The organism is Shinella zoogloeoides, from assembly GCF_030733845.1.
Classification (GTDB): Bacteria; Pseudomonadota; Alphaproteobacteria; order Rhizobiales; family Rhizobiaceae; genus Shinella; species Shinella zoogloeoides_C.
In genome coordinates, this window is sequence record NZ_CP132310.1 from 29903 (window position 1) to 50892 (window position 20990).

26 protein-coding genes and 1 pseudogene are annotated in these 20990 nt (G+C 60.3%); all 27 read left to right on the forward strand.

Annotated features, from left to right (window positions below):
• Nucleotides 1-25: 25 nt before the first annotated feature.
• The 27 genes and pseudogenes from Q9316_RS00225 (at nt 26) to Q9316_RS00350 (ending at nt 20983) form a co-directional block, all read left to right on the forward strand.
• The gene (locus Q9316_RS00225) at nt 26-739 is read left to right on the forward strand and encodes a phage minor tail protein L (RefSeq protein WP_306031612.1); all 714 of its coding nucleotides are present in this window, start codon (nt 26-28) and stop codon (nt 737-739) included.
• Nucleotides 736-978 (forward strand): annotated as a pseudogene (locus Q9316_RS25635) (Mov34/MPN/PAD-1 family protein); the annotation flags it as partial. The gene Q9316_RS00225 and the pseudogene Q9316_RS25635, both read left to right, overlap by 4 nt.
• A gap of 12 nt (nt 979-990) precedes the next feature.
• Entirely contained in the window at nt 991-1521 is a 531-nt protein-coding gene (locus tag Q9316_RS00230; protein ID WP_306031613.1) for an NlpC/P60 family protein, read from the forward strand.
• The gene (locus Q9316_RS00235; protein ID WP_306031614.1) at nt 1514-2122 is read left to right on the forward strand and encodes a hypothetical protein; all 609 of its coding nucleotides are present in this window, start codon (nt 1514-1516) and stop codon (nt 2120-2122) included. Before Q9316_RS00230 ends, Q9316_RS00235 begins: the two co-directional genes overlap by 8 nt.
• Nucleotides 2122-6816: a TipJ family phage tail tip protein gene (gpJ, locus tag Q9316_RS00240; protein WP_306031615.1), complete on the forward strand. Its 4695-nt coding sequence runs from the start codon at nt 2122-2124 to the stop codon at nt 6814-6816. Before Q9316_RS00235 ends, gpJ begins: the two co-directional genes overlap by 1 nt.
• Nucleotides 6817-6874: 58 nt before the next feature.
• Nucleotides 6875-7270, forward strand: a complete 396-nt coding sequence (locus Q9316_RS00245) for a hypothetical protein (protein ID WP_306031616.1) — start codon at nt 6875-6877, stop codon at nt 7268-7270.
• A complete protein-coding gene (locus Q9316_RS00250) occupies nt 7267-7662 on the forward strand; it encodes a hypothetical protein (protein ID WP_306031617.1) in 396 nt (131 codons plus the stop codon). Before Q9316_RS00245 ends, Q9316_RS00250 begins: the two co-directional genes overlap by 4 nt.
• Nucleotides 7663-8043 carry a hypothetical protein gene (locus Q9316_RS00255; protein WP_306031618.1) on the forward strand — a complete coding sequence of 127 codons (381 nt, stop codon included), beginning with the start codon at nt 7663-7665 and terminating at the stop codon, nt 8041-8043.
• Nucleotides 8040-8444 carry a hypothetical protein gene (locus Q9316_RS00260; RefSeq protein WP_306031619.1) on the forward strand — a complete coding sequence of 135 codons (405 nt, stop codon included), beginning with the start codon at nt 8040-8042 and terminating at the stop codon, nt 8442-8444. The genes Q9316_RS00255 and Q9316_RS00260 overlap by 4 nt, the downstream gene beginning before the upstream one ends.
• Entirely contained in the window at nt 8434-8817 is a 384-nt protein-coding gene (locus tag Q9316_RS00265) for a hypothetical protein (protein ID WP_306031620.1), read from the forward strand. Before Q9316_RS00260 ends, Q9316_RS00265 begins: the two co-directional genes overlap by 11 nt.
• A gap of 70 nt (nt 8818-8887) precedes the next feature.
• Complete coding sequence (locus Q9316_RS00270; RefSeq protein ID WP_306031621.1) at nt 8888-9175, forward strand: hypothetical protein; 288 nt, start codon at nt 8888-8890, stop codon at nt 9173-9175.
• 10 nt (nt 9176-9185) lie between these two features.
• On the forward strand, nt 9186-9692 hold the full coding sequence (locus tag Q9316_RS00275) for a TIGR02594 family protein (RefSeq protein ID WP_306031622.1): 507 nt from the start codon (nt 9186-9188) through the stop codon (nt 9690-9692).
• Nucleotides 9693-10067 (forward strand): hypothetical protein, encoded by a 375-nt coding sequence (locus Q9316_RS00280; RefSeq protein WP_306031623.1) that lies wholly within the window; start codon nt 9693-9695, stop codon nt 10065-10067.
• A complete protein-coding gene (locus Q9316_RS00285) occupies nt 10060-10332 on the forward strand; it encodes a hypothetical protein (protein ID WP_306031624.1) in 273 nt (90 codons plus the stop codon). Before Q9316_RS00280 ends, Q9316_RS00285 begins: the two co-directional genes overlap by 8 nt.
• Nucleotides 10329-10721 carry a hypothetical protein gene (locus tag Q9316_RS00290; protein ID WP_306031625.1) on the forward strand — a complete coding sequence of 131 codons (393 nt, stop codon included), beginning with the start codon at nt 10329-10331 and terminating at the stop codon, nt 10719-10721. The genes Q9316_RS00285 and Q9316_RS00290 overlap by 4 nt, the downstream gene beginning before the upstream one ends.
• Entirely contained in the window at nt 10687-10950 is a 264-nt protein-coding gene (locus Q9316_RS00295) for a hypothetical protein (protein ID WP_306031626.1), read from the forward strand. The genes Q9316_RS00290 and Q9316_RS00295 overlap by 35 nt, the downstream gene beginning before the upstream one ends.
• A 174-nt stretch (nt 10951-11124) precedes the next feature.
• The gene (locus Q9316_RS00300) at nt 11125-11469 is read left to right on the forward strand and encodes a hypothetical protein (protein ID WP_306031627.1); all 345 of its coding nucleotides are present in this window, start codon (nt 11125-11127) and stop codon (nt 11467-11469) included.
• 3 nt (nt 11470-11472) lie between these two features.
• Nucleotides 11473-14577: a hypothetical protein gene (locus tag Q9316_RS00305; RefSeq protein WP_306031628.1), complete on the forward strand. Its 3105-nt coding sequence runs from the start codon at nt 11473-11475 to the stop codon at nt 14575-14577.
• Nucleotides 14577-15056, forward strand: coding sequence for a hypothetical protein (locus tag Q9316_RS00310; RefSeq protein ID WP_306031629.1), 480 nt, complete (start codon nt 14577-14579; stop codon nt 15054-15056). Before Q9316_RS00305 ends, Q9316_RS00310 begins: the two co-directional genes overlap by 1 nt.
• 101 nt (nt 15057-15157) lie before the next feature.
• Entirely contained in the window at nt 15158-15922 is a 765-nt protein-coding gene (locus Q9316_RS00315; RefSeq protein WP_306031631.1) for a PhoH family protein, read from the forward strand.
• 51 nt (nt 15923-15973) lie between these two features.
• On the forward strand, nt 15974-16726 hold the full coding sequence (locus Q9316_RS00320; RefSeq protein ID WP_306031632.1) for a hypothetical protein: 753 nt from the start codon (nt 15974-15976) through the stop codon (nt 16724-16726).
• Nucleotides 16727-16779: 53 nt separating this feature from the next.
• Nucleotides 16780-17070, forward strand: coding sequence for a hypothetical protein (locus Q9316_RS00325; protein WP_306031633.1), 291 nt, complete (start codon nt 16780-16782; stop codon nt 17068-17070).
• On the forward strand, nt 17067-18401 hold the full coding sequence (locus tag Q9316_RS00330) for a DnaB-like helicase C-terminal domain-containing protein (protein ID WP_306031634.1): 1335 nt from the start codon (nt 17067-17069) through the stop codon (nt 18399-18401). The genes Q9316_RS00325 and Q9316_RS00330 overlap by 4 nt, the downstream gene beginning before the upstream one ends.
• 2 nt (nt 18402-18403) lie before the next feature.
• Nucleotides 18404-19522: a hypothetical protein gene (locus Q9316_RS00335; RefSeq protein ID WP_306031635.1), complete on the forward strand. Its 1119-nt coding sequence runs from the start codon at nt 18404-18406 to the stop codon at nt 19520-19522.
• Between the two features lie 116 nt (nt 19523-19638).
• On the forward strand, nt 19639-20130 hold the full coding sequence (locus Q9316_RS00340; protein ID WP_306031636.1) for a WGR domain-containing protein: 492 nt from the start codon (nt 19639-19641) through the stop codon (nt 20128-20130).
• Nucleotides 20130-20423: a hypothetical protein gene (locus Q9316_RS00345; RefSeq protein ID WP_306031637.1), complete on the forward strand. Its 294-nt coding sequence runs from the start codon at nt 20130-20132 to the stop codon at nt 20421-20423. Before Q9316_RS00340 ends, Q9316_RS00345 begins: the two co-directional genes overlap by 1 nt.
• Complete coding sequence (locus Q9316_RS00350) at nt 20423-20983, forward strand: hypothetical protein (RefSeq protein ID WP_306031638.1); 561 nt, start codon at nt 20423-20425, stop codon at nt 20981-20983. Before Q9316_RS00345 ends, Q9316_RS00350 begins: the two co-directional genes overlap by 1 nt.
• Nucleotides 20984-20990 lie beyond the last annotated feature (7 nt).

Consider the following 20990-nt stretch of genomic DNA (forward strand, 5'->3'; position numbering starts at 1 on the left):
TATTGGGATCTTGACGGAGATCCCTTTGGTTACGCTTTACCAAGCCGCGCAAAGCCTGACGCCTGATCCGATCGTGAGCCTCTTCACGCTCGATACGTCGTCTATTGGCGGCCCCTTGGTTCCGTTTGTGCAGGGCAGGGAAGCCGACCAGGCGGTGTCCTTCGGGAACGTGGAGTATCAGGCGCTCGACTGCGAGTTCACCGGGATGGAAGTGTCGGGGGTGGGCGCGCTGCCTACGCCAACCATTCGTGTCGCCAACCATGACGGCATCATCCAGTCCATTCTCAACACCTGGGGCGACGTTCTCGGCTGCCCGATCTATCGGATGCGCACCTTCGCGCGCTTTCTCGATAACGGGTCGGAACCCGACAGCGAGTCCTTCTACGGCCCGGACCAGTTTCGCATCGAGCGTCTGGTGGCTGAAAATCCCGTCTATCTCGAATGGGAACTCTCGACCGCCATCGACCAGGAAGGCAAGCTGCTGCCGGGCCGACCGGTGATCCGTGACACCTGCCTCTGGCGATATCGCGCCTACAACGCCAGCACGAATGGCTTCGACTACTCGAAGGCGCAGTGCCGCTACGCCGGCAACAAGTTCTACGACATCAACGACCAGGAGGTCAGCGAACCCTCGCTTGACGTTCCGAGCCGGCGCATTTCGTGCTGCGAGGCGCGCTTCGGCAAAGGTAATCCGCTGCCATTTGGTGGCTTCCCGGGTGTAGCAAGGGTGCGCGCGTGATTCAAACTAAGTCATTCCTTACTTATGATGTTGTCGAGGCCGCGAAAGCCCACGCGCGCAAGGAATATCCGAACGAAAGCTGTGGCCTGGTTTTCAACGGCGAATATGTGCCGTGCGAGAACATTGCCGGCGACCCGACGACCGATTTCGAGATTTCGGCGCAGGTCTATCGCTCCTACGCCAGGCGCGGAGAGATTCAAGCCGTTCTGCACTCGCACCCCGGCGGGCCGCTGTTTCCGACCGAAGCTGACATGATCGGGCAGATCAGCACGGATGTCGCATGGGGCATCATTCCGATCCTGGAAGAGGACAAGATCTTCCGTATCGGCGAGCCCATCATGTGGGGCGGCAACGTGCCCAAGAGCGATCTGATCGGCCGCGAATTCCTGCACGGTATTCACGACTGCTACTCGCTGATCAAGGACACCTTCGCTCTCGGCAAGGAAGGTCTCGCCGCCCAGGGCATCAGCGACGTGTGGCCATATGAGCCCCGCCTGCTGCCCGAAGTTCCGCGCGACGACGGCTGGTGGGAACTGGGTAAGGATCTCTACGTCGACGGCCTGAAGAAGAACGGCTTTCGCATCATTCAGCCGCATGAAGCGCGCGCCGGCGACGGCTTCCTTACGAAAATCCGTTCCGACAAGCTCAATCACGCCGGTCTCCTCGTTACCGACGACACGATCATTCATCACCTGCCCATGCGCGCCTCGCGGCGTGAGCCGGCGGGTTTGTGGGGTCGCCAAGCCGAGATCTGGGTCCGCCATGAGGGCCTCGATGCGTAAGGTCTTCCTCTACGGCGCCATCGCGAAGAAATACGGCGAGAGCTTCGACCTGGATGTCGCAACTGCCGCCGAGGCCGTGCGCGCCCTCACGGCCAATTTCCCCGAGATCGTCAAGGATTTCGAGGCGGGCTCCTGGCATGTCGTGCGCGGCGCCGACATCGATGAAGGCATGTCGCTTGGCGAGGACGATCTGGCGACCTTCCGTCTGGGCAAGGGCGATCTTCACATCGTTCCGGTCGTCGCCGGCTCCAAGCGATCCGGTCTGCTGAAGATCGTCCTGGGCGTCGCGCTCGTCGGCATCGGCTTCTTCATGGGCGGCTTCGCAGCTCCGATCTTCGGCGGCACGGGCGTCCTCGGCGGCGTGACCTACGGCCACATGATGATTTTTGGCGCAGCGATGGCTCTTGGCGGCGCGGCCCAGCTTCTCGCCCCCGAAAACAAGGACAGCGACACCGACAAGGAGTCGTCTTTCACCATGTCCGGCCCCGGCAACACCTACGACCAGGGCTACCCGGTCCCGCTCGTCTACGGCGAGGTCATCACGGGATCTGTCCTGATCTCCGCCGGGGTCGACGTCGAAAAGATCGCGGTGGGCTCCTGATGCATATCGTTGAAAGTGAAGAAGCGTTCCGTGCAAACGAAGCGCTGCACGAGCGCGGAGAGCTGGTCATTCGCGGCTCTGGCGGCGGTGGTGGCGGCAAGGGCAAGGGCGGCGGATCCGGTAGCGATGCCGAAAACACGCTGCGCTCGAAAGCTCGCGCGCGCATGATCGAGGCGATCTCCGAAGGGGAGATCGAGGGCCTGGTTGACGGCGAACGCTCGATCTACTTCGAGCAGACGCCGGTGATGAACGCCGACGGCAGTTACAATTTCAAGAACGTCATCTGGCGCGAGCACAAGGGACTTCCCGACGAGGGACACTTCCCCGGCCACGCAGGCGTGGAAACTGCAAATTCGGTCGAGGTGCAGGTCAAGGCGTCCGTTGGCCCGGTCCAGCGGACTATCGTCGACAAGAACGCCGATGCAGTGCGCGTCATTCTCCGCATCCCGGCGCTTTTTGAGCAGGACAAGAAGAAGGGCGAGACGAAGACGGCCTCGCTTGCCTATCGCATCGATGTGCGTCCCTATCAGGGCGCATGGCAAGTTGCTGTTCAAAAGAACATCAGCAACGAAAAGTGCACCAGCCCCTACCAGATCGCGCATCGCATTGAGCTGCCGCTGAACGGCTCGCCCTGGGACGTGCGCGTCGTGCGCCTCTCGCCCGACAGCGCCAAGGTCGAACTGCAGAACGACCTGTGGTGGGAAGGCTACGTCACGATCGTCGACGGCAAGTTCACCTATCCGCACACGGCCGCCGTCGGCCTGGAGGTGAACGGCGAGGACATGGGTCAGAGCATTCCGGCTCGCTCGTTCCACGTCAAGGGCCTGAAGATCCTCGTGCCGAGCAACTACGATCCCATCGCTCGCACATATACCGGCATTTGGAACGGCACATTCAAACGCGCCTGGACCAACAATCCGGCCTGGATCTTCTACGACCTGATCACCAACGATCGCTACGGCCTCGGCGAATTCATCCGGCCCGAGATCGTGGACAAGTGGTCGCTCTACACGATTGCTCAATACTGCGACCAGCTCGTGCCCTCTGGTTATCGCAATGGCGACACCGGCGCGATGATCATGGAGCCGCGTTTCACCTACAACGGGGTGATCAACAATCGCGAGGAAGCCTACCACGTCCTCCAGGCCGTAACCGCCGCCTGGCGCGGGATGGCCTATTGGTCGATCGGTCAGGTGTTCGCGACCGCCGACATTCCCGCTGACCCGATCAAGGTCGTGACGCCGGCAAATGTGATCGGTGGTGAGTTCCACTATTCCGGCACGGCCATGAAGGCGCGTCACTCCGTCTGCCTCGTCAAATGGAATGACCCCGCCGACTTCTACCGCCCGGCGACCGAGCTGATCATCAACGACGCGATGCTCCGTCGTTACGGCTGGCGCGAGAAAAACGTCACTTTCGACGGCTGCACCTCGCGTGGCCTTGCTCACCGCTACGGCAAGTGGATCCTGGACGTCGAGCAGAACGAGAACGAGACGGTGGAATATTCCGCCTCGTGGGATCACGCGGAGGTGCGCCCGGGCGACATCGTGGCGATCGCCGATCCGGCAAAGGCCCTCGTGCGCGCCGGCGGACGGGTCGTCTCCTTCAATGCCGCAACCAAGACGGTGAAGCTTGACGCCCCGTTCGAGGCGACGCCCGGCGAGACCTACTCTCTGATGGTCGCTCTTCCCAACGGCAAGCTGGACACCAAGGCCGTCGTGTCGTGGGCGAGCCCGTCCGAGGCGGTTCTCCAGAGCGTGTTCTCCGAACAGGTGCAGCCCGACGCGATGTATGCCGTTACGGGCACGGACATCCGTCCGCGCCAGTTCCGTGTCCTGTCCGTGCGCGAAGAAGAGAAGAACATCTTCAAGGTGACGGCGCTCTTCCATGATCCGCTGAAATACGCGCGCGTGGAGCAGAACATCAAGTTCGATCCGCTGCCCTACACCCGGCCGCAGAACGTTTCCTTCCCGCCTGAGAACCTTCAGGTGCGGGAGATCTACTATCAGCTCAACGGCGTGCAGCGCTCGCGCATGCTGTTTTCCTGGTCCCCCAATCCGAATTCGATCAGCCGCTCCTATCGCGTCAAGATCATCACGCCTTTTGACGGCGAGATCGACTTCGGCGAGACCGAGCGCACCTGGGTCGAACTGAACGATGTGACCCCCGGACCATACACTTTCATGGTCTGCGCCATCGGCATCTCGAAGAAGCCCTCCGATTGGGTCGAGTTCGAATACGAGGCGGTGGGTCCGGCTGGCATGCCCATTCCGACCGTCACGAACATCCGCCTTGCTGATCGCGCGGGCAACGAGTTTGTCGGCCGCGACGTTCGCGTGATCTGGAACAACAACTTCGCCGGCTCTTCCGACCCGACGTCCGACGAGGGCGGCCTGTCGCCCGGATGGTCGCCGTTCTTCAAGAGCAACACGGTCAAGGTCTATGACACTGCGACCAGCAAACTGTTGCGCACCCAGGAAACAACCGGCCCGTCGTTCACCTACAGCTTCGAGATGAACAAAGCCGACAGTCTGGCTGCTGGCTTTGCCACCGCGCGCCGCTCGCTGCGCTTCGAGATCGTGGTGAGTGATACGTTCGGGCGCACGTCGCTGCCGAGCAATGGCGTTTTCCAGAATCTCCCGCCGGCCGCCGTCGTTCCGACGAGCTATATCAGCGGCGACAAGATCTTCCTCGCGTTTCCGCATCTCGCCGATCCCGACTTCGTGGGCCATCTCATCTGGTTCAAGACCACCGGCGGCTACAATCCGGCGACCACGGCGGCGTGGGGCGACACGCCCGATACCAATGTCGTCGTGCCGGCCGAGCCGACCACGACATACTACTTCCGGTTTGCCGCTTATGACGCATTCGGCAAGGATGGTCTGAATTACTCGCCCGAGATCCAGATCGTCACGGGTCTGAATGGTTTCGACTTCGACGCGCCTGCTGTTCCGGCCAAGCCCACGCTGACCTCTGCGTTGGAGAACGGCCAGGCAAAGCTCGTCGCTCAGTGGACGGCGAATACCGAAAATGATCTTGCCGGATACGACGTCGAAATCCGCGAAGGCAGCGGAGCATGGGTGTCGTTCCTGACGACCTCCAATCGTTATGAGTGGCCTGTTAAGGCAGGGGTTACTTATACTGTCCGCCTTCGCGCATATGACGTCTCCGGCAACAAGTCTGCCGTGAGCGCCTCGACCACGCATACGGCGATCAAGGACACCACGCCGCCGGCCGCGCCAACCGGCTTCACGGTCACAGCAGGTCTGACGTCGTTCTGGCTTGAATGGGTCAATCCGGCGGACGCTGACCTCGACTATATTGAAGTCCTCGAAGGCACGACCAACGTCGCCGCGAACGCGGTGGTGGTCGGCCGCGCGCTCGGCACGTCCTTCGCTCGCACCGGCCTGGCAAACCAGGTCGCGCGCTTCTTCTGGCTGCGTGCCGTCGATACGTCGGGTAACAAGTCTGGCCTGACAGCAGTGCAGACGGCGACCACGGCCACGCTGCCTGAAGCCAAACGCATGACCATCACCGGTCTTACCCTGACGCCGAACAGCCCGAGCAGCAATCGTGTTGCCTGGTCGGCTTTCACGGTTGGTATCGGCTCGCCGACTGCCGGCACGACCAGCGCCAACGTTGCCGCCGGAAATGTCGCCTGGACCAGCGGCTCGCTCTACCTCTACTACGTCGAGGGCGAGACGACGCTGCGCTCCACGACGTCGATCGCGACCATCTACACGAACAATGGATATCCCGTCGCTGTCTATCGCGGTGGAACCGACGTGCAGATGGCCGACGGCAAGGTCGTCATGGATGGCAACAACATCCTGGCTGGCACGGTCGGGGCAAACCAGCTCGTCGTCAACGAAGCCATCATCACCAGCACGCTCCAGCTCAAGGACGCGATCATCACCTCGGCCAAGATCGTCTCGCTCAAGGCCGAGCAGATCGAAGCGGTCGGCGTCCTGGCGAGCACGATCCAGGTCGGCGGCGACAGTCTCGGCACGATCAAGGACCGGGCGGCCGATCCCGCTTCGCGCATCAACCAGGGCACGACGGTCATCGATCCCGGCAAGGTTCTGATCTCCGGCGCCTCGCGGCTCTCGAACTGGATTTCCGGCTCGGATGCAACCAAGATCGACGGCGGCGCTCTCGCAGCGAACTCGCTCAAGGGCAATACGGCCGTCATCGGTATGCGTGGCATCACGATCGACGGGATCACCTTTGAGCACAACAGCCCGTCGGCAAATCGCGTGTCCTGGACCGCCGGCACGATCGCTTACACCGATGATGCCGGGGCGAGCGTCACTCGCGCGATCACCGCCTCCAACGTTCTTTGGTCGGCTGGCACGCTCTATCTGTATTGGGTGAAGGGCGCGACGACGATCTCGTCAACGACCTCGTTTGCAACGGCCAACGGCGACAACAATGTCATCTTGGCGACCTATAAGGGCGGGATCTGGCTGTTCGCCTCGTATGGCCGGACGATCGTCGATGGTGGTCAGCTCAAGTCGCAGAGTGTCGATACCGAGCAGCTCAAAGCGGGCGCCGTGAAAGCTGGTATCATCGATGTCACGACCCTTTCCGCCATCACCGCTGATGTGGGTGTGATGACTGCCGGGCTGATGCGTTCCGCGAACAGCAAGTTCCAGGTTGATCTCAACAATGAGCGAATCCTGATCGCAGATTGAACTTGCTTCGCCTCGGAATATAGGTAATTGCTTACTTACTGAACAGGAAGTGAGATCGATGACAGGGCGCGTGTCGCTTGGAAAATATGTAGATGGAACGCACCGCCTGCGAGTGTCGGCCCCTGGCTTCAATGTCGACGACCCCGGCCTCATCGGCCAGCAGGTCGTCTTCGACAGCTACATTGGCGGGCACGGCATGATCATCATGTCCGGAACCTTCGCGGTATCCGGCGGGGCGGGCTATGCCAATACCAAGCTCGTCTCTTGGCCGGCGCTGAATGCCAGGCCGCTTGTCTATATGCTCGTCTCGGTCGACGGCGGGCGACGCAAGACCTTTCACTCGATGTCGAGTTTCAAGATGAAGGTCGGAAACGACGGCATTTACGCAGACGGCGCGCCGTCTTCGAGTATGGTGTTCTACTACGCTGCGCTCAACGTGGCGGTTGGCGCATGACGAACCGTGTTGTCCTCGGCAAGTTGAATGGATCTATGGCGGCGCGCGTGAGCAAGCCCGGCATCGATGTGCTCACGGCGAGCGCCCTTGAAGACTTCTTCCTGCATGAAAGCTTCAAGGGTCACAGGATCCTTCAGACGGGCTCTATCCCGTTCGCCACGAACACCACCACCTGCACGATCTACTATCCGGATTGGGGATTCGTTCCCATCATCTTCATGGTGCCGGCCGCCTCGGATACCGCCGTCTACCCCTTCCTTTCAGGCGGCAACCTGGTCGGGGTGTGGAACATCGAGCAAGAGCCAACGCGGACGAGCTGCGTGTTCACGATCCAGACACCGCTCCAGTCCTCGCTCTATGTCCGCTACGTTATCCTGCCGCTGGTGAACTAGATGGCAAATCGAATTCTGCTCGACCAAACCGGACTTTTCATTTCAGCGGCAGGGGTCGATGTCCTCTCGGCACTTGAGAAGGATCTGATCTTTTCCTCGAACTACGTCTCAACGCGCAAGTTTCTCGGCGGAACCGTCTTCGTGTCGGCGAACAGCCAAGCGACGATCAACTATGGCACGACCTTGGCCGGAGTGCCGATCGGGATCTTCTACGTGGACGATGGTGCATTGGCGTTGCACCCGATCATTCAAGCCACCACGGCTGTCCTCACGGACATGAAGGAGTTCGCGGCTTTCTTCAATTCGACATCCGTGACGTTCCGAAACTACACGACCTCCGGTCGAACATTTCAGTATTCCATTCTTGAGGTGATGACATGATCGTTGTTTTCGATCCCGCCGACGGCCGTATTCAGCAGACCGTCTTCGATCCTATTCCGCCTGGTCTTGAAAGGGTGCTTACCGACAACGGCCAGAACTTTCTCTTCACGCATCAGGAAATCGGCCCCTCCATCTATGACGACTACTTCGTCTCCGATGGCGCGCTGACGAGACGCCCGGACTTTCCCATTCCGCACGCCGAGATCTCGCTCGGCGTCGGTGAGGGGATTGCCCTTGAGGGACTGCCGCAGCCCTGCCGCATCTTCGTCGAAGGTGCGGAGATCGTCGTCAACGACGGCGAGTTGACGATCGAGAGTGATATGCCGGCCGAATACGAGATCCTTTTCGATCAGTGGCCATTCAAGCCTGCAACTGTGAAGGTGACGATTAATGAAGCTTAACCTGCGCAAAGACCTGGAGCCGCTCAAGTGTGAAAAACTCGCACAGATCGACGCTGACGCGAACCGTGCGCTTGAGAGCTATCGCACGTCAGGTGACATCGCGGCGCTCGTCTACAAGCTCAAGCGTGACGAGGTGAGCGAGGCCGACGCTGGCCGGCCGCTTAACGAACTGGCGATGCTTCAGGCCGAAGCATTTGCGACAAAGGTGCCGGCGAGTGACCTGCTCGAACTCTGGCGCAGAAAGATCCAGGACGAGGATGCATTCATCATCGTGATCGAGGCAACCCGTCAGAAACTCAAGGCCAGGACAAGGGCTGCGCAGACGCCAGCGGAGATCGAGATGATCCTGTTCAGCCCGCCTAGCCAATCTTGACGGTTGCACATAAGTAAGTCATGACTTATTATTCGCCTCATCGCATCGCCTAGCCGAAAAGGGCAGATCCATGAGCGCTACTGAAGAAAAGGGCTTCGCCGTAACGCCAGCGCGGTTGGGATTTATCCTTAGCCTCATCGCGGTGATCACGTTCGGATGGAAGATCGCCGCGCACGCGACGTCCCAGGAGCTGACGATCCAGTCGCACTCCGAATACATCGCCGAGGACAAGCAGAACACCAAGGAGGTCCTCGCCGAGTTGAAGGATCTCAACAAGAAGGTGGATCGGCTGACGTTTGTCATCGAGGGCACCAAGACTGCCTCGAAAGAGGCTTCCCTTGAGGCATTCTCTAAGTAAGGACTGACTTATGTTGAAGCCCACCGGACTCGCTTGGATCGACAAGGCCGCCGGTTATATCGGCGAGCAAGAGATCAAGGGCGGGAAGCACAATCCGCTGATCATTGACTGGTGGAAGGCCATCGGCGCCTCCTGGTTCAAGGACGACGAGACGCCCTGGTGTGGCGCATTCGTCGGCGGGGTTCTGGCGGAAGTCGGCATCAAGCCTCTTCCGGGAGGTAAAGGGGCCTCCGCCCGTGCGTGGAATGAGTTCGGCGTCAAGCTCCTGAAGCCGGCCGTTGGCTGCATCGTCATCTTCTCGCGCAACGGCGGCGGGCATGTCGGCTTCGTCGTCGGAAAAGACCAGAAGGGAAACCTGATGGTGCTCGGCGGCAACCAGGCCGACGGCGTGAATATCAAGCCCTTCGCGACGTCCCGCGTGCTCGGATATCGCTGGCCCTCCGTCTTCCCCGCCGAATCCCGTTTCAACCTTCCGGTCATCACGAGCGACGGCCGCCTTTCCACAAACGAGGCATAAATGAGCAAGTTCGAACAACTTCCTGAACTCCTCGGCGCAGCTCTGGTCGAGGCCTCCGCGAAGATCGGCCCGGAGCGCGCCCTGATTGCCCTTCAGGGAATCGTGCACAACGCCAAACCCATTCGCGTCATCGACGGCGTGCTGCGCAAGGAAACGATCGAGGCTGTCGAAAAGGCGGTTCAGGTCTCGGGCATCGAGACGATCGTTGGCGCATTCGTCGAAAAGGTCGAACATCGCTTTCCCGGCACCTTCGAAGTCGACGAGGATGACGACGTCATTGCCGGCGAACTGCCCGTCGCAGAAGCGCCTGCCGACATCGACGAGGATCTCGTGCCAGTGGTGGCGCCGCGCCGCAAGAGACGCACTGATGGCTAAGGCACTCAAAGATCACCTGGCGTCCGACAACTGGTGCATTCGGCGCCGGTGGATGAAGGTCATCCTCGGCTGGGCCATGATCAACGTCCAATACCTCATCGTCTGGGGTGACGACAACGAGCTGAACCAGAACGCGCTGATCTCGATGCTTGGCCTCGTCGCCGCGATCTCCGGCTCATACATTTTCGGCGCTGTCTGGGATGATAACGACAAACGAAAATGGCACGGCCGCCGCGAGCGCCCCGACCCGGAGTTGGGCGAATGATCGCTCTTCCCTCCAAGAACACCGTGATCCTCGGCGTTGGCGCTGTGCTTGGAGCCTTCGCCGGCATCGTGCTCTCCAGCCTGGTCTGGATCGCCTACAACCAGTTCGTCGGCTACCCGGCCGCCGCTGAGGAAGCGCGCCAGGGCTATGTGGTGCTTTCCGAGAAAGTCGCTCTCGAAGCGAAAGTCGCCATTGAGCAGAAGCGCCGCGAAACTGCCGAGATCATCTCCCGCAAGCACGCTGAGGCCCTGGAAAAGGCCGACGCGCTGAACAACGCCGAAAAGTCGCGCCTGGAGCAAGAGAATGCCGAATACGAAGCCCGCCTTGAAGCTGTCGGTCGTCGCTGCGAGCTTGATGGCGCTGACATTGACTGGCTGCGCAAGCCTTGAGAAGCGTCTGATCGAAGCATCGGTCAGCAAGGCAGTTGTAGAGGCCGACGTCAATCTGCCCGGCCGTCCGGCTGAGTGCGAAGGTCGAACGAAGGAAGAGCACGCGCCGCTGGTTGTTGGCGGCGAGGTGCGAACCGCCCTGAAGAGCGAGCGGAAGGCTCTCGAACGCCAGCAGCAGCGTCAGGACCGGTGCGAATCCTTCTATGACGACGTATGGAGCAAATACTGACGAACCGGAGCGATCTTCCCTCGCCTTCGTCATACTCTTTCTAGAGTTCTATACCCTGTAACTGACTAAGTATGAACGAGGCGAGGGAAGCGACCAAATCTATTGGTAAGCGCTTACTTATCATGATAGAATCCTCGCCACACCACGTTTCACTGAGGCGCGCACGGAGTCGCTATGTCGTCGGTCAAGGTTCCCGGAAAGATCATTCAGGCTGGCTACGGCTGGACGATGCGCATCGTCGTCGGCGAAAGCACGACCCTTTTTCCCACGGGCGCAACCTTCCGTGCTCAGGTCAGGCGCGACCCGGATGTGAATGACGTCCTTTACGAGATGACCACCGCCAACGGCGCGATCACGCGCGTCAACGGCAACACGCTGGATCTCTCCATTCCCGGAACTGCGACCGCCGGCTGGCCGTCGCGAAAAGCTTTCATCGACATCGTTCGCACCGACACACCGCAGCCGATCCATCTCGGCTTTCGTCTCGTCGTGCCCGTTCAGCAGCCGATTACGAGGTAGGTGATGGCAGAGGAGAACCTCGTTTCGGTCGTTCTTGGCGACATCGAGATCATGCGCCTGGAGACGGCTCCGGCGGAGATCCGCTTCGAGCACAATGGCGACATCGAAATCCAGTATTTCGGTAGCGAGCGCCCCGAAATCACTCTCATGGGGCTTGGACCGGCTGGTCCCACTGGCATCAAAGGCGACCAAGGTCTCAAAGGCGACAAGGGCGACAAAGGCGATAAGGGTGATAAGGGTGACACCGGCGACATCACGCCCGCTCTCGTCAGTCTCCGGGATCAAGCGCAGGCGGCTGCTACGGCTGCGAACACCTCCAAGACGGACGCCGCCGGCTCCGCAACGAACTCGGCCACGTCTGCGACGGCGGCTCAGACCGCTCGTTCCGGCGCTGAGACCGCTCGCACCGATGCCCAGACAGCGCGCACGCAGGCGCAAACCGCGCGCACCGGAGCTGAAACCGCTCGGGATACTGCGAACACGCACGCCACGTCGGCCTCGACGTCGGCCGCCAACGCCGCCACGAGCGCCGCAAACGCACTCGCATCCAAACAGGATGCGGCGGGCAGCGCGACCGCTGCGGCAAACAGCGCCCAGGCCGCCAACGCTGCAGAACAGGGCGCGGAAGACATTCTGGAGCACCTTCGCGGCTCGTTCCTTGGCCTTCAGGCAAACGATCCGGCTGTTGATCTGAACGGCAACGCGCTCACCGGCGGCGAGGTCTACGTCAACTCGACATCCGGTCGTCTGCGCTTCTACAGCGGCTCTGTATGGTCGAACATCGGCGTGACCGAACCCGAGATGGCTGCGCAGATCCAGGCCGCCGTCAACGCGTTGGTCAATGGCGCCGGTGCCACGCTCGACACGCTGGCCGAGATCGCCCAGGCGCTCGGAAATGATCCGAACTTCGCCACAACGATGACCTCGGCAATCGCCGGCAAGCTCGCCAAGAGCCAGAACCTCGCGGACGTGGCCGATACCGCCGCTGCGCGCGCCAACATCGGCGCGAACAACGCCGGCAACCTGACCACCGGCACGCTTCCAGGCGCGCGCTTCAACGACACCTCGCACGGCAACCGAGGCGGAGGCGCGCTGCATGCCGCTGCCACACAGAGCGTCGCTGGCTTCATGTCGGCCGCCGACAAGACCAAGCTCGACACCCTGGATCTCGGCGACCACACGCAGGTCGAGCTTGCCAACGCGCCCCTGAAGGACACCCCGGTTGATGGTGACTCCCTTGCGCTGCTCGACAGCGCCAGCGGGAGCGCGATCAAACGCACGACCTGGCTTCGTATCAAGGCTGTTCTGAAGTCCTACTTCGACACGCTGTATTCGACCGTCGGCCACGTTCACACCAAGGCGCAGATCACCGATTTCGCTCATGCTCACGCGATTGGCGATCTTCCGGTTGCGGCGTCCGGCGCCAGCTCGACCACTCAAATCGTTCGCGCCGATGACACGCGCCTGTCGAATGCGCGCACGCCGCTGGCACATGTGCACCCGATCGCCGATGTGACCAATCTCCAGACCACTCTCGATGGAAAGCAAGCGGCGCTCAGCGTGGTTCCCCAAGCCGAGGCCGAGGCGGGCACGGCGACGACCTCGCGCATCTGGACCGCCCAGCGCGTCAAGCAGGCGATCGACAAGTTCGCCTTCGTGACCAACGGCAACCTCGGATCTGCCGAGGATCTTGATAACTACATTACGCCGGGTCTTTGGCATCAGGCCGCGAACGCAAGCGCAACAGCGGGCGCGAATTATCCCGTCGGCCTGGCTGGCATGCTGACCGTTACGGCGGGCGGTAGCATGGTCTACCAGTCGTATCAGGCCTATTCGACCGGCAAGGTCTATACACGCTGCAAGTATCAGACGACCTGGTATGGTTGGGTGGAGACAGCGCTCGTCGGCCACGGCCACGCTATCGCCGACATCGCCAATCTTCAGACGACGCTCAACGGCAAACTCAATACCACTGGTGGCACGGTTAGCGGGAGCCTCACGGGAACGGGCAATATCGACTTCGCCCGCTTCTACGGGACCAACAGCGACACGGCCGCTGCCCCGTCCTTCACGAACGCCGCCGACCTCAACACCGGCATCTGGTTCCCGGCTGCCGACCAGATCGGCTTTTCTACGGGCGGCACGAACCGAGTTACGATCTCGGCTTCCGGTATTGCTGGTGCTGGTGGTGGGCTCACCGGCCTGAACGGCTCGAATATCTCGACCGGCACGGTGGCCGACGCTCGGCTGCCGACCGCGATGGGCTCGAAGACGTTCACCACCGAGATCCGTGTCGATAGCACGGGCAATTCCCACGTTTGGCACCGTCTGAATGGCGTCAATCGCGGTTTGACCTATCACAATGCCACCACGCCGGGCATGCACTGGAACCTCTACAACAGTTCCGGCGCCTATGTCCGATCGCTGAATTATCGCGAGTCCGATGGCCGCTTCTATGTAGATGGCTATGTTCATTCTGCCGGCGATCTGTATGTAGGTTCGGCTGGCACCTACATCACGACCGATGGCAATATCGCCTTTACCGGTGGAATGGCCACTGCCTTCGGCGCCTCGCTCTGGGAGGCTCTCAACGCACGCGTCAAGAATGATGGCGGCACCTATGGCATCAACATCTCCGGTAACGCCGGAACGGCTAACCGAGCATATCCGCGTCGTGTAGGCGGCGGAGATCTGAACTTCAACTGGTCCGGACAGGGCGGCCAGCCGACTTGGTTGTGGGGCGGCACTGACGGGACGAACATGTATGTTTACAATCCGTCGAACTTCAACGTCGCCTATGCCAACAATGCAGGAAACGCTGATACAGTTGGTGGACTTGCGCCTTCGGCGTTTGCCCAAGTTCATCAGGGTGCTGGTAACGGCGACACCAATTTCCCGATCGGACATACGATTGCGGCCCGCCTTAATCCAGGTGGCTGGTCCGAGCGGAACGCCTCTAGAGCACTAAATCTCGTTTCCGGCACTGCAATTGAGTATTGCTCTTCAAATTCAGGTCTTGCCGGAAACGCTCTTGCGGGAACGTGGCGCTGTCGGGGTATTACCCAGGTTGACCCGATCGCCGTCCAGCTTTTTGAGAGGACTGCATAATGCTGGCACTAAACTCAGTTGCATCGGTCAAGGCGACACCCGAGAATGGTGTCTATCTTTTGGACTGCAATATCACTGACCGTGATGGATTTACCTACGACTGTGAGTATTGCAGCCGCCCCGAGGACATGTTCGGTCTGAACCCGACCATTCGCGAGTGGCTTGTCGAAAACGAAGGCTCGTATCAGGTGGTCCCCTACGTTCCGCCGACCGTAGAGGAGATGCGCGCCACGTTTCCGCTTCTCACGTCCCGGCAGTTCTGGCTCGCCGCTGCAAATATCGGCGTCACGAAGGCCCTGGTCGCGAGCACGATCGAGGCGCTGGATGTGTCCGATGTGGAAAAGGCGACGCTGATGGTTGAATTGATGGAATCCACGACCTTCGAGCGGCTGCACTATGCCGTGGTTGATCTCGCAAACGCGCTCAATATTCCAGCGCAGCAGCTCGATGACCTCTGGATGTGGGGCTCAGCGCTTTAGGTCGAAAAGCGACTGAATCAAATACGTCAGCACTTACTTACTCAGAGGGAATCCGGTAAAGTATCTGGGTAGTTCATACTCTCCACTGGAGCCCTCGGAAAATGTCCAAGCCCAAGAAGTCCGTCGCCCGCCAAACCCGTCGCGACGTGCGCGCCTCTTCGCGTGACCACTCCAAGCTGATCGCTTCCGTCGATCGATCCCTTCCCCAGGCGCCGACGCCCGTTCGCCGTGAACCTGTGAAGCCGCTTACCGCTGGGCAGAAGCGTTACGACGTCGCCATCGCAAGCAAGGACATCATCTTCGGCCAGGGACCGGCTGGCACGGGCAAGACCTGGTATGCCGTTCAGAAGGCCGCCGAGGCTTACAAGGCAGGGCTGATCAGGAAGATTTACGTGACCCGCCCGGCGATCGAGGTGGGCGAGGGCATGGGCTTTCTCCCTGGTGAGCTGGACGAGAAGTTTGCGCCCTACCTGATTCCGCTCAAGGAAGCATTCTGCGAGGCGCTCGGCTCCGGTCATTACGAATACTGCCTGAAGGCCGGCGTCATCGAGCCGGTGCCTCTGGCGTTCATTCGCGGTCGCACCCTGAAGGACGCCTGGGTGCTCGCCGACGAAATGCAGAATGCCACCAAATCCGAGTTCAAGGCGCTGCTGACCCGTATCGGCGAGAACGCCAAGTTCATCGTCAACGGCGATACCTCGCAGATCGATGAGAAGATCGGCGGATCGTCCGGCCTGGAAGATGCTATTCGGCGGATCGGCAACCACAGCCAGGTCTCCGTGATCACCTTCGGGCGCAGCGAGATCGTCCGCTCCGGCCTTTGCCAGGATATCGTCGAAGCTTACGAGGGGCCGAAACCTAAGTAATCGCCTACTGAGTTCTGCTATATCGTCGTCGTCACAGAAACACATGGTCCAATGAGTATGATGCAGCAGAACGAAATGACGATGGGTGGCGATCTCGAAATCAGGCATTCGCCGCTTGAAGACGATATCGTCGCCCACCGTTTCATCCAGAACCAGAAGACGCTCCAGTTCGAGACTGATCTGTTCGCATCCAAGTGGTTCGACTACCGCCATCTGACACCGCTCGCCGCCACCCGCCTCTACATTCAGGCATATGATGGCGTCTACCGCCGGCACTACGCGGTGAACATGGACCACAACGCAGCGAAATACGTTCGAACGATCTCCATCGACGAGATCTTTGGCGGGCTGGATGCGCCTGAAAGCTCCACGCACAAGAAAGCCAAGAGCCACTTTACCGCTTGCTGGCACGGCCGGCAGATGGCCGACATGTTGGGCATGCCCTACGAGGTCTATCTCGACCTCGCGTTCGAATACCGGCTGCGTTACTGGAACCGCCCCTACCTGCCGCAGCCGCAGCACCTCTACAGCGACATGGTGGTTGATCGCGTGCAGCAGCGATGGCCTGAGCTTCAGGCGGCGCGGCTCTACACGAGCGATCATCCAGCCTACCTGATCGAGAACTACCAGAATCTACCGCAGCAGAACGACTACCACGAGTGGCTGTTCAAACAGGCGGGGCTCCGCGCCAACCCAGGCGAAATGCTGGGACGTTTCGTCAACGAAGACCTTCTCCCGGTCGAGAAAATCAAAGGACGGGTCGAGGAGGGGGTCTTCGAGATCGCCCGAACGTATATGCATTAACCCTTCGCTATTTCGCTATATCACGAAATAGCGCAATCGAGAGAAAGCAGAAAATGCAGTCCCATCATCATAGTGGCCGTCGCGAGGACGGCTTCCGTCCCAACAAGAAAAAGACCATCACCCTGAAGGAGTCCAGACCCAAGTCCTGGAGCCATCAGGACGATCTCACGGCCGCAATCGGCAAGAAGATTCGCCTGATGCGCGCGCCGATGCCGAATATCGAGGGTAAGGTGCTCGCCGCCGATCAGTTCACAGTCAAGGTCGAAGTTCAGAGCCCCTCGGGCGCGCTTTCTGCTGTCGTAGTGTTTAAGTCAGCGCTTACTTCCTTCGAGGTGTTGGCGTGAGCGAGGAGGTTCTTGAGCAGCAGTCCTACGAGTTCGATGGCGCCTTCCAGCAGAAGATCGTCTCGCTGTTCATGCGCGACACACAGTTCGCCATGCGCACCAAGGATCTGATCAAGGCGGAGTATTTCACCGAAGCTGCCTCCGGCGCCGTCGTGAACATGGTTCAGGAGCACCTGAAGACCTACAAGGCCGCGCCGGATCCCCGCATCATTCCGACACTGCTCAAGGATGCCTTCGCCGCCAAACGCATTCGTCCCGACATGAAGGACGATGTGGTCGCTGTCGTAAAGGGCGCGCTCGGCAAGAACGTCGACCTCAGCAACTCGAATTACGTCCTCGACAAGGTGAAGGACTTCGCTCGTCACCAGGCTGTCGAGCAGGCGATCATGGCGTCACTTCCGGCTCTCGAAAAAAAGGACTGGAAGTCCATCGAGAAGCTGATGAAGGGCGCGCTGTCGGTCGGCGCTTCGGTGGACAGCCAGGACTACGACTACTGGAAGGAAATCGATAGCCGGACCATCCGGCGCGAAGACATCAAGGCAGGCCGCCTAGTCAAGCGTGGCATCACGACAGGCTACACCGGCATGGATGCCTATCTCTTCCACGCCGGATGGGGTCGCCGTGAGCTGTCGTGCCTCATGGGCGCTGCGAAGGCAGGTAAATCGCTCGGCCTTGGTGACTTTACCAAGAACGCCTCCCTGGCCGGCTTCAACGCCTTCTACGGGTCGTGCGAAGTCGCCTCGTGGATCATCGCCGAGCGTATCGACGCCGCGCTCTCCGACACCATGATCAAGGATCTGGCGGTCGATCCCGCTACCGTGAAAGCGAAGATCCAGGCAATGGAGGCAAAGTCTGGCGCCTTCAAGATGCGGGATTTCGCGTCCGGCACCTTGAAGCCGTCTCAGCTCCACCGGATCATCGAGGAGTATCGCAACGACGGCATCATCTTCGATCTGATCACGGTCGACTACGCCGACATCATGGCCTCCGAGTATCGCTCGGACAACCTCCAGGAAAACCTGCGCACGATCTATATCGATCTCCGCGCCATCGCCCACGAATTCGACGCGGCTTTGCTCACGGCCACCCAGACGAACCGTGACGGCGCCAAAGCTGCGACCGCCAAGGCGACTGACGTCGGCGACGACTGGAACAAGGCTCGAACCGTTGACATTCTGATCGGCATCAACGCGACCGATGCGGAAAAGGCCGCCGGCGAAGCGCGCTTGTATTGGGCTCTTTCGCGCAACACCGAAGATGGGTTCTCGCTGCGCATCCGCCAGAACCGCCAGAAGATGCAATTCCTCAACAAGATTATTGCGCGGGAATAGCCATGAGGGTTGAAGCCGAGGAAATCTCGAAGGAACTGGATCTGGAGTTCCTCTTCGAACGCGAGAGCCTTCCCTACAAGCTCTCGCGCGGCACATCGGGCATGCAGATCAATGCCAAACACTGCGCGGCGTGCGGCGACAGTCGCTGGCGTGTCTATCTCAACGCTGACTCGGGCGTTGGAAACTGCTTCGTGTGCAACTTCCCCTACACGAAGATGAAATTCGTGAAGGAGCATTTCCAGCTCGAATGGCGCGAAGCCTTCGATATGGCGCAGGAAATTCTCAAGGAGCAGGGCTGGCGGCCAAAGCGCCAGGCGGTTGCGGCCGTCGAACACGGCGACGTGAGGCTTCCCTACAGCATGGAGCTACCGACGGAAGACGGCTCCAATCTGCAGTATCTGGAGCAGCGCGGCATCACGGCCGACTACGCCAAATACTTCGCGCTCCGCTACTGCGAGTTCGGCTGGTGGGAATTTGAGGAAGAGGGCGAAAAGAAGCGCCATCCCTTCGACAATCGCGTGATCATCCCGGTCTATGACCTGGACGGTCAGCTTGTCACGTTCCAGGGCCGGTCGCTGGCGCCGCCGCTCACGGTGGAGCAGAAGGAGCTTGGTCTCACCGAGCGCAAATACCTGTTCCCGAAGATGCTGCCTGGCACTGGCCGGTTCCTGCTCAACGGACAGAACGTCCACGCCACCGCCGAGGTGGCAATGGGAGAAGGGTTCTTCGACGTCGCCGCCATGAAGATCGCCTTCGACAGTGAGGTGGCGCTCCGGCACGTCATCCCGGTCGGATCATTCGGCAAGCATCTGAGCTACGGCGCCATGGACGGCAACGACCAGCTCGGAAGGTTCGGCAAGCTGAAGGCGAGGGGTGTCAAGCAGGTCACGATCATGTGGGATGGCGAGGAAATGGCGCTCGTCTCGGCGCTGAATGCAGCGAAACTGCTCGCTGGTATCGGTCTCGTCGTGAAGATCGCGCTGCTTCCGCCAGGGAAAGATCCGAACGAAGTTCTCCCGGAGGTGGTTGTCCGGGCATATCAGGATGCGAAGGTCTGGACGCCGGCCCTCGATATCCAGTGGCGCTTGCGAAATCCATACGCTGCCCGCTCGGGTAAGTAAGCAATTAGTTAGCGACCCTTTCTGATCTCGCTATAGTGAGATTTGAGAGAAGCGCGAAAGCGCAAAGAGAGAGAAGAGCGATGTCTGAATATCCTATGGAAGTTGCGAAAGCATCTTTGTCCCATAAGGGCGGAACGAAGGACTATTTCCTCACCCTCGTCGTGAACGCGCAGGGAAGGGCGATCGTCATTCGTCGCTGGGGCGCCAAAGGCGCTACGGGACAGGTGAGAGTCAAGAAGTTTGCCAGCCAGCTTGAAGCGGAGGTGGACTACCAGAAGGAGCTGGACCACCGTCAGTCTGGCAGCAAAGGCTACCGCATCACGGACAGCAAGACGCTCCAGATCGAGAAGCGCGAGGCTTTCCCGTTCGTCGTCGGGCGCACGGTGTTTCCGAAGATCGGCCCCGCAAACGTTCAGCATCTCGATCCTACCTACGACACGACCGGCATGCGCGAGCCCGAGAGCAACCGAGATGACGACGACAACTTCATCGGAAACGCCACGCGGCATGTCACCATCGATCCGGATGTTGTTGCACGCGCCGAGGCTGCTCGAAAGGAAGCCGAGCTGGCGGAGATGAAGCAGAACCCGAAGTTCGGGCGGTTCTGATGGAAGACTTTCTGCAATTTCTCCGGCAGGACGTTACCGAAAATCTATTCGACCCGCCGGACTATGTTCCGAAAATGGTCGACGTGGTGATGGCGCGCCATGATCTGGAAGACCTCTTCCAGTGGGCACAGGTCAACTCGGTAGCCGGCAGCTCGCACCTAACGAGCAACAGACAGCGGGTCATCGAGGCTCGGATGCGCGTCATCATCCGACGCGCTCATGCGAAGCGGAACACAATCGAGAACCGCCTCAAGCTCGACTACCCCGACAACCCCAAATTTGGGAGGTTTTGATGCCCACCCTTTACGAATCCCTCAGCGATACGAACCAATTTTCATTCACCTGCCCGCTTTTCGGCGCGAAGACGCGCATGGGTGCGTGTGTTCAGCTCCGCGACAAGGTTTGGCGCGGTGAGCAGATCGACGTCCGGCGCGGCTGTCAGGCTGCAATGCACTGCAACAAGTGCCCCGCCGCCGAAATGGTCCGCAAATACTGCTTCGACAAGAACTGGACGAATGACCACCACGGCTCGTCGACGCCGAAGGATGGCAAGCTCATGAAGCCGATCCTGGAGCGCATCCGCCCCGTCATGATGCGTGAGTCGGTGCTCAACGATTATCGCGTGCCCGAGAACGAGCGGCTTTTGCTGGTGACTGCCAACCAGCGGATCGATGAGCAGCTTCGCTCAGCGCCGGGCGAGTCCACCCGCCAGGGCAAACCTTTCGAGCACGGCTCTGCCTCGGTCACGCGCGCTCGCAAGGTCGTCAAGGCGCCTGAGATCACCACCCCGGCGGCAGCCGCCATCAACGAAGCAGCCGCAACCGGCAACCTTGCCGCTGCGATCAACGCATAAGGAAGTG

What these genes read in the sequence shown, in the direction of transcription:
- Q9316_RS00255 (WP_306031618.1), top strand. Translation starts at nt 7,663, where the DNA reads ATGGCAAATCGAATTCTGCTCGACCAAACCGGACTTTTCATTTCAGCG.
- Q9316_RS00260 (WP_306031619.1), top strand. Translation starts at nt 8,040, where the DNA reads ATGATCGTTGTTTTCGATCCCGCCGACGGCCGTATTCAGCAGACCGTC.
- Q9316_RS00295 (WP_306031626.1), top strand. Translation starts at nt 10,687, where the DNA reads ATGGCGCTGACATTGACTGGCTGCGCAAGCCTTGAGAAGCGTCTGATC.
- Q9316_RS00300 (WP_306031627.1), top strand. Translation starts at nt 11,125, where the DNA reads ATGTCGTCGGTCAAGGTTCCCGGAAAGATCATTCAGGCTGGCTACGGC.
- Q9316_RS00280 (WP_306031623.1), top strand. Translation starts at nt 9,693, where the DNA reads ATGAGCAAGTTCGAACAACTTCCTGAACTCCTCGGCGCAGCTCTGGTC.
- Q9316_RS00325 (WP_306031633.1), top strand. Translation starts at nt 16,780, where the DNA reads ATGCAGTCCCATCATCATAGTGGCCGTCGCGAGGACGGCTTCCGTCCC.
- Q9316_RS00305 (WP_306031628.1), top strand. Translation starts at nt 11,473, where the DNA reads ATGGCAGAGGAGAACCTCGTTTCGGTCGTTCTTGGCGACATCGAGATC.
- Q9316_RS00350 (WP_306031638.1), top strand. Translation starts at nt 20,423, where the DNA reads ATGCCCACCCTTTACGAATCCCTCAGCGATACGAACCAATTTTCATTC.
- Q9316_RS00320 (WP_306031632.1), top strand. Translation starts at nt 15,974, where the DNA reads ATGAGTATGATGCAGCAGAACGAAATGACGATGGGTGGCGATCTCGAA.
- Q9316_RS00345 (WP_306031637.1), top strand. Translation starts at nt 20,130, where the DNA reads ATGGAAGACTTTCTGCAATTTCTCCGGCAGGACGTTACCGAAAATCTA.
- Q9316_RS00250 (WP_306031617.1), top strand. Translation starts at nt 7,267, where the DNA reads ATGACGAACCGTGTTGTCCTCGGCAAGTTGAATGGATCTATGGCGGCG.
- Q9316_RS00310 (WP_306031629.1), top strand. Translation starts at nt 14,577, where the DNA reads ATGCTGGCACTAAACTCAGTTGCATCGGTCAAGGCGACACCCGAGAAT.
- gpJ (WP_306031615.1), top strand. Translation starts at nt 2,122, where the DNA reads ATGCATATCGTTGAAAGTGAAGAAGCGTTCCGTGCAAACGAAGCGCTG.
- Q9316_RS00285 (WP_306031624.1), top strand. Translation starts at nt 10,060, where the DNA reads ATGGCTAAGGCACTCAAAGATCACCTGGCGTCCGACAACTGGTGCATT.
- Q9316_RS00290 (WP_306031625.1), top strand. Translation starts at nt 10,329, where the DNA reads ATGATCGCTCTTCCCTCCAAGAACACCGTGATCCTCGGCGTTGGCGCT.
- Q9316_RS00315 (WP_306031631.1), top strand. Translation starts at nt 15,158, where the DNA reads ATGTCCAAGCCCAAGAAGTCCGTCGCCCGCCAAACCCGTCGCGACGTG.
- Q9316_RS00335 (WP_306031635.1), top strand. Translation starts at nt 18,404, where the DNA reads ATGAGGGTTGAAGCCGAGGAAATCTCGAAGGAACTGGATCTGGAGTTC.
- Q9316_RS00245 (WP_306031616.1), top strand. Translation starts at nt 6,875, where the DNA reads ATGACAGGGCGCGTGTCGCTTGGAAAATATGTAGATGGAACGCACCGC.
- Q9316_RS00230 (WP_306031613.1), top strand. Translation starts at nt 991, where the DNA reads ATGATCGGGCAGATCAGCACGGATGTCGCATGGGGCATCATTCCGATC.
- Q9316_RS00275 (WP_306031622.1), top strand. Translation starts at nt 9,186, where the DNA reads ATGTTGAAGCCCACCGGACTCGCTTGGATCGACAAGGCCGCCGGTTAT.
- Q9316_RS00270 (WP_306031621.1), top strand. Translation starts at nt 8,888, where the DNA reads ATGAGCGCTACTGAAGAAAAGGGCTTCGCCGTAACGCCAGCGCGGTTG.
- Q9316_RS00265 (WP_306031620.1), top strand. Translation starts at nt 8,434, where the DNA reads ATGAAGCTTAACCTGCGCAAAGACCTGGAGCCGCTCAAGTGTGAAAAA.
- Q9316_RS00235 (WP_306031614.1), top strand. Translation starts at nt 1,514, where the DNA reads ATGCGTAAGGTCTTCCTCTACGGCGCCATCGCGAAGAAATACGGCGAG.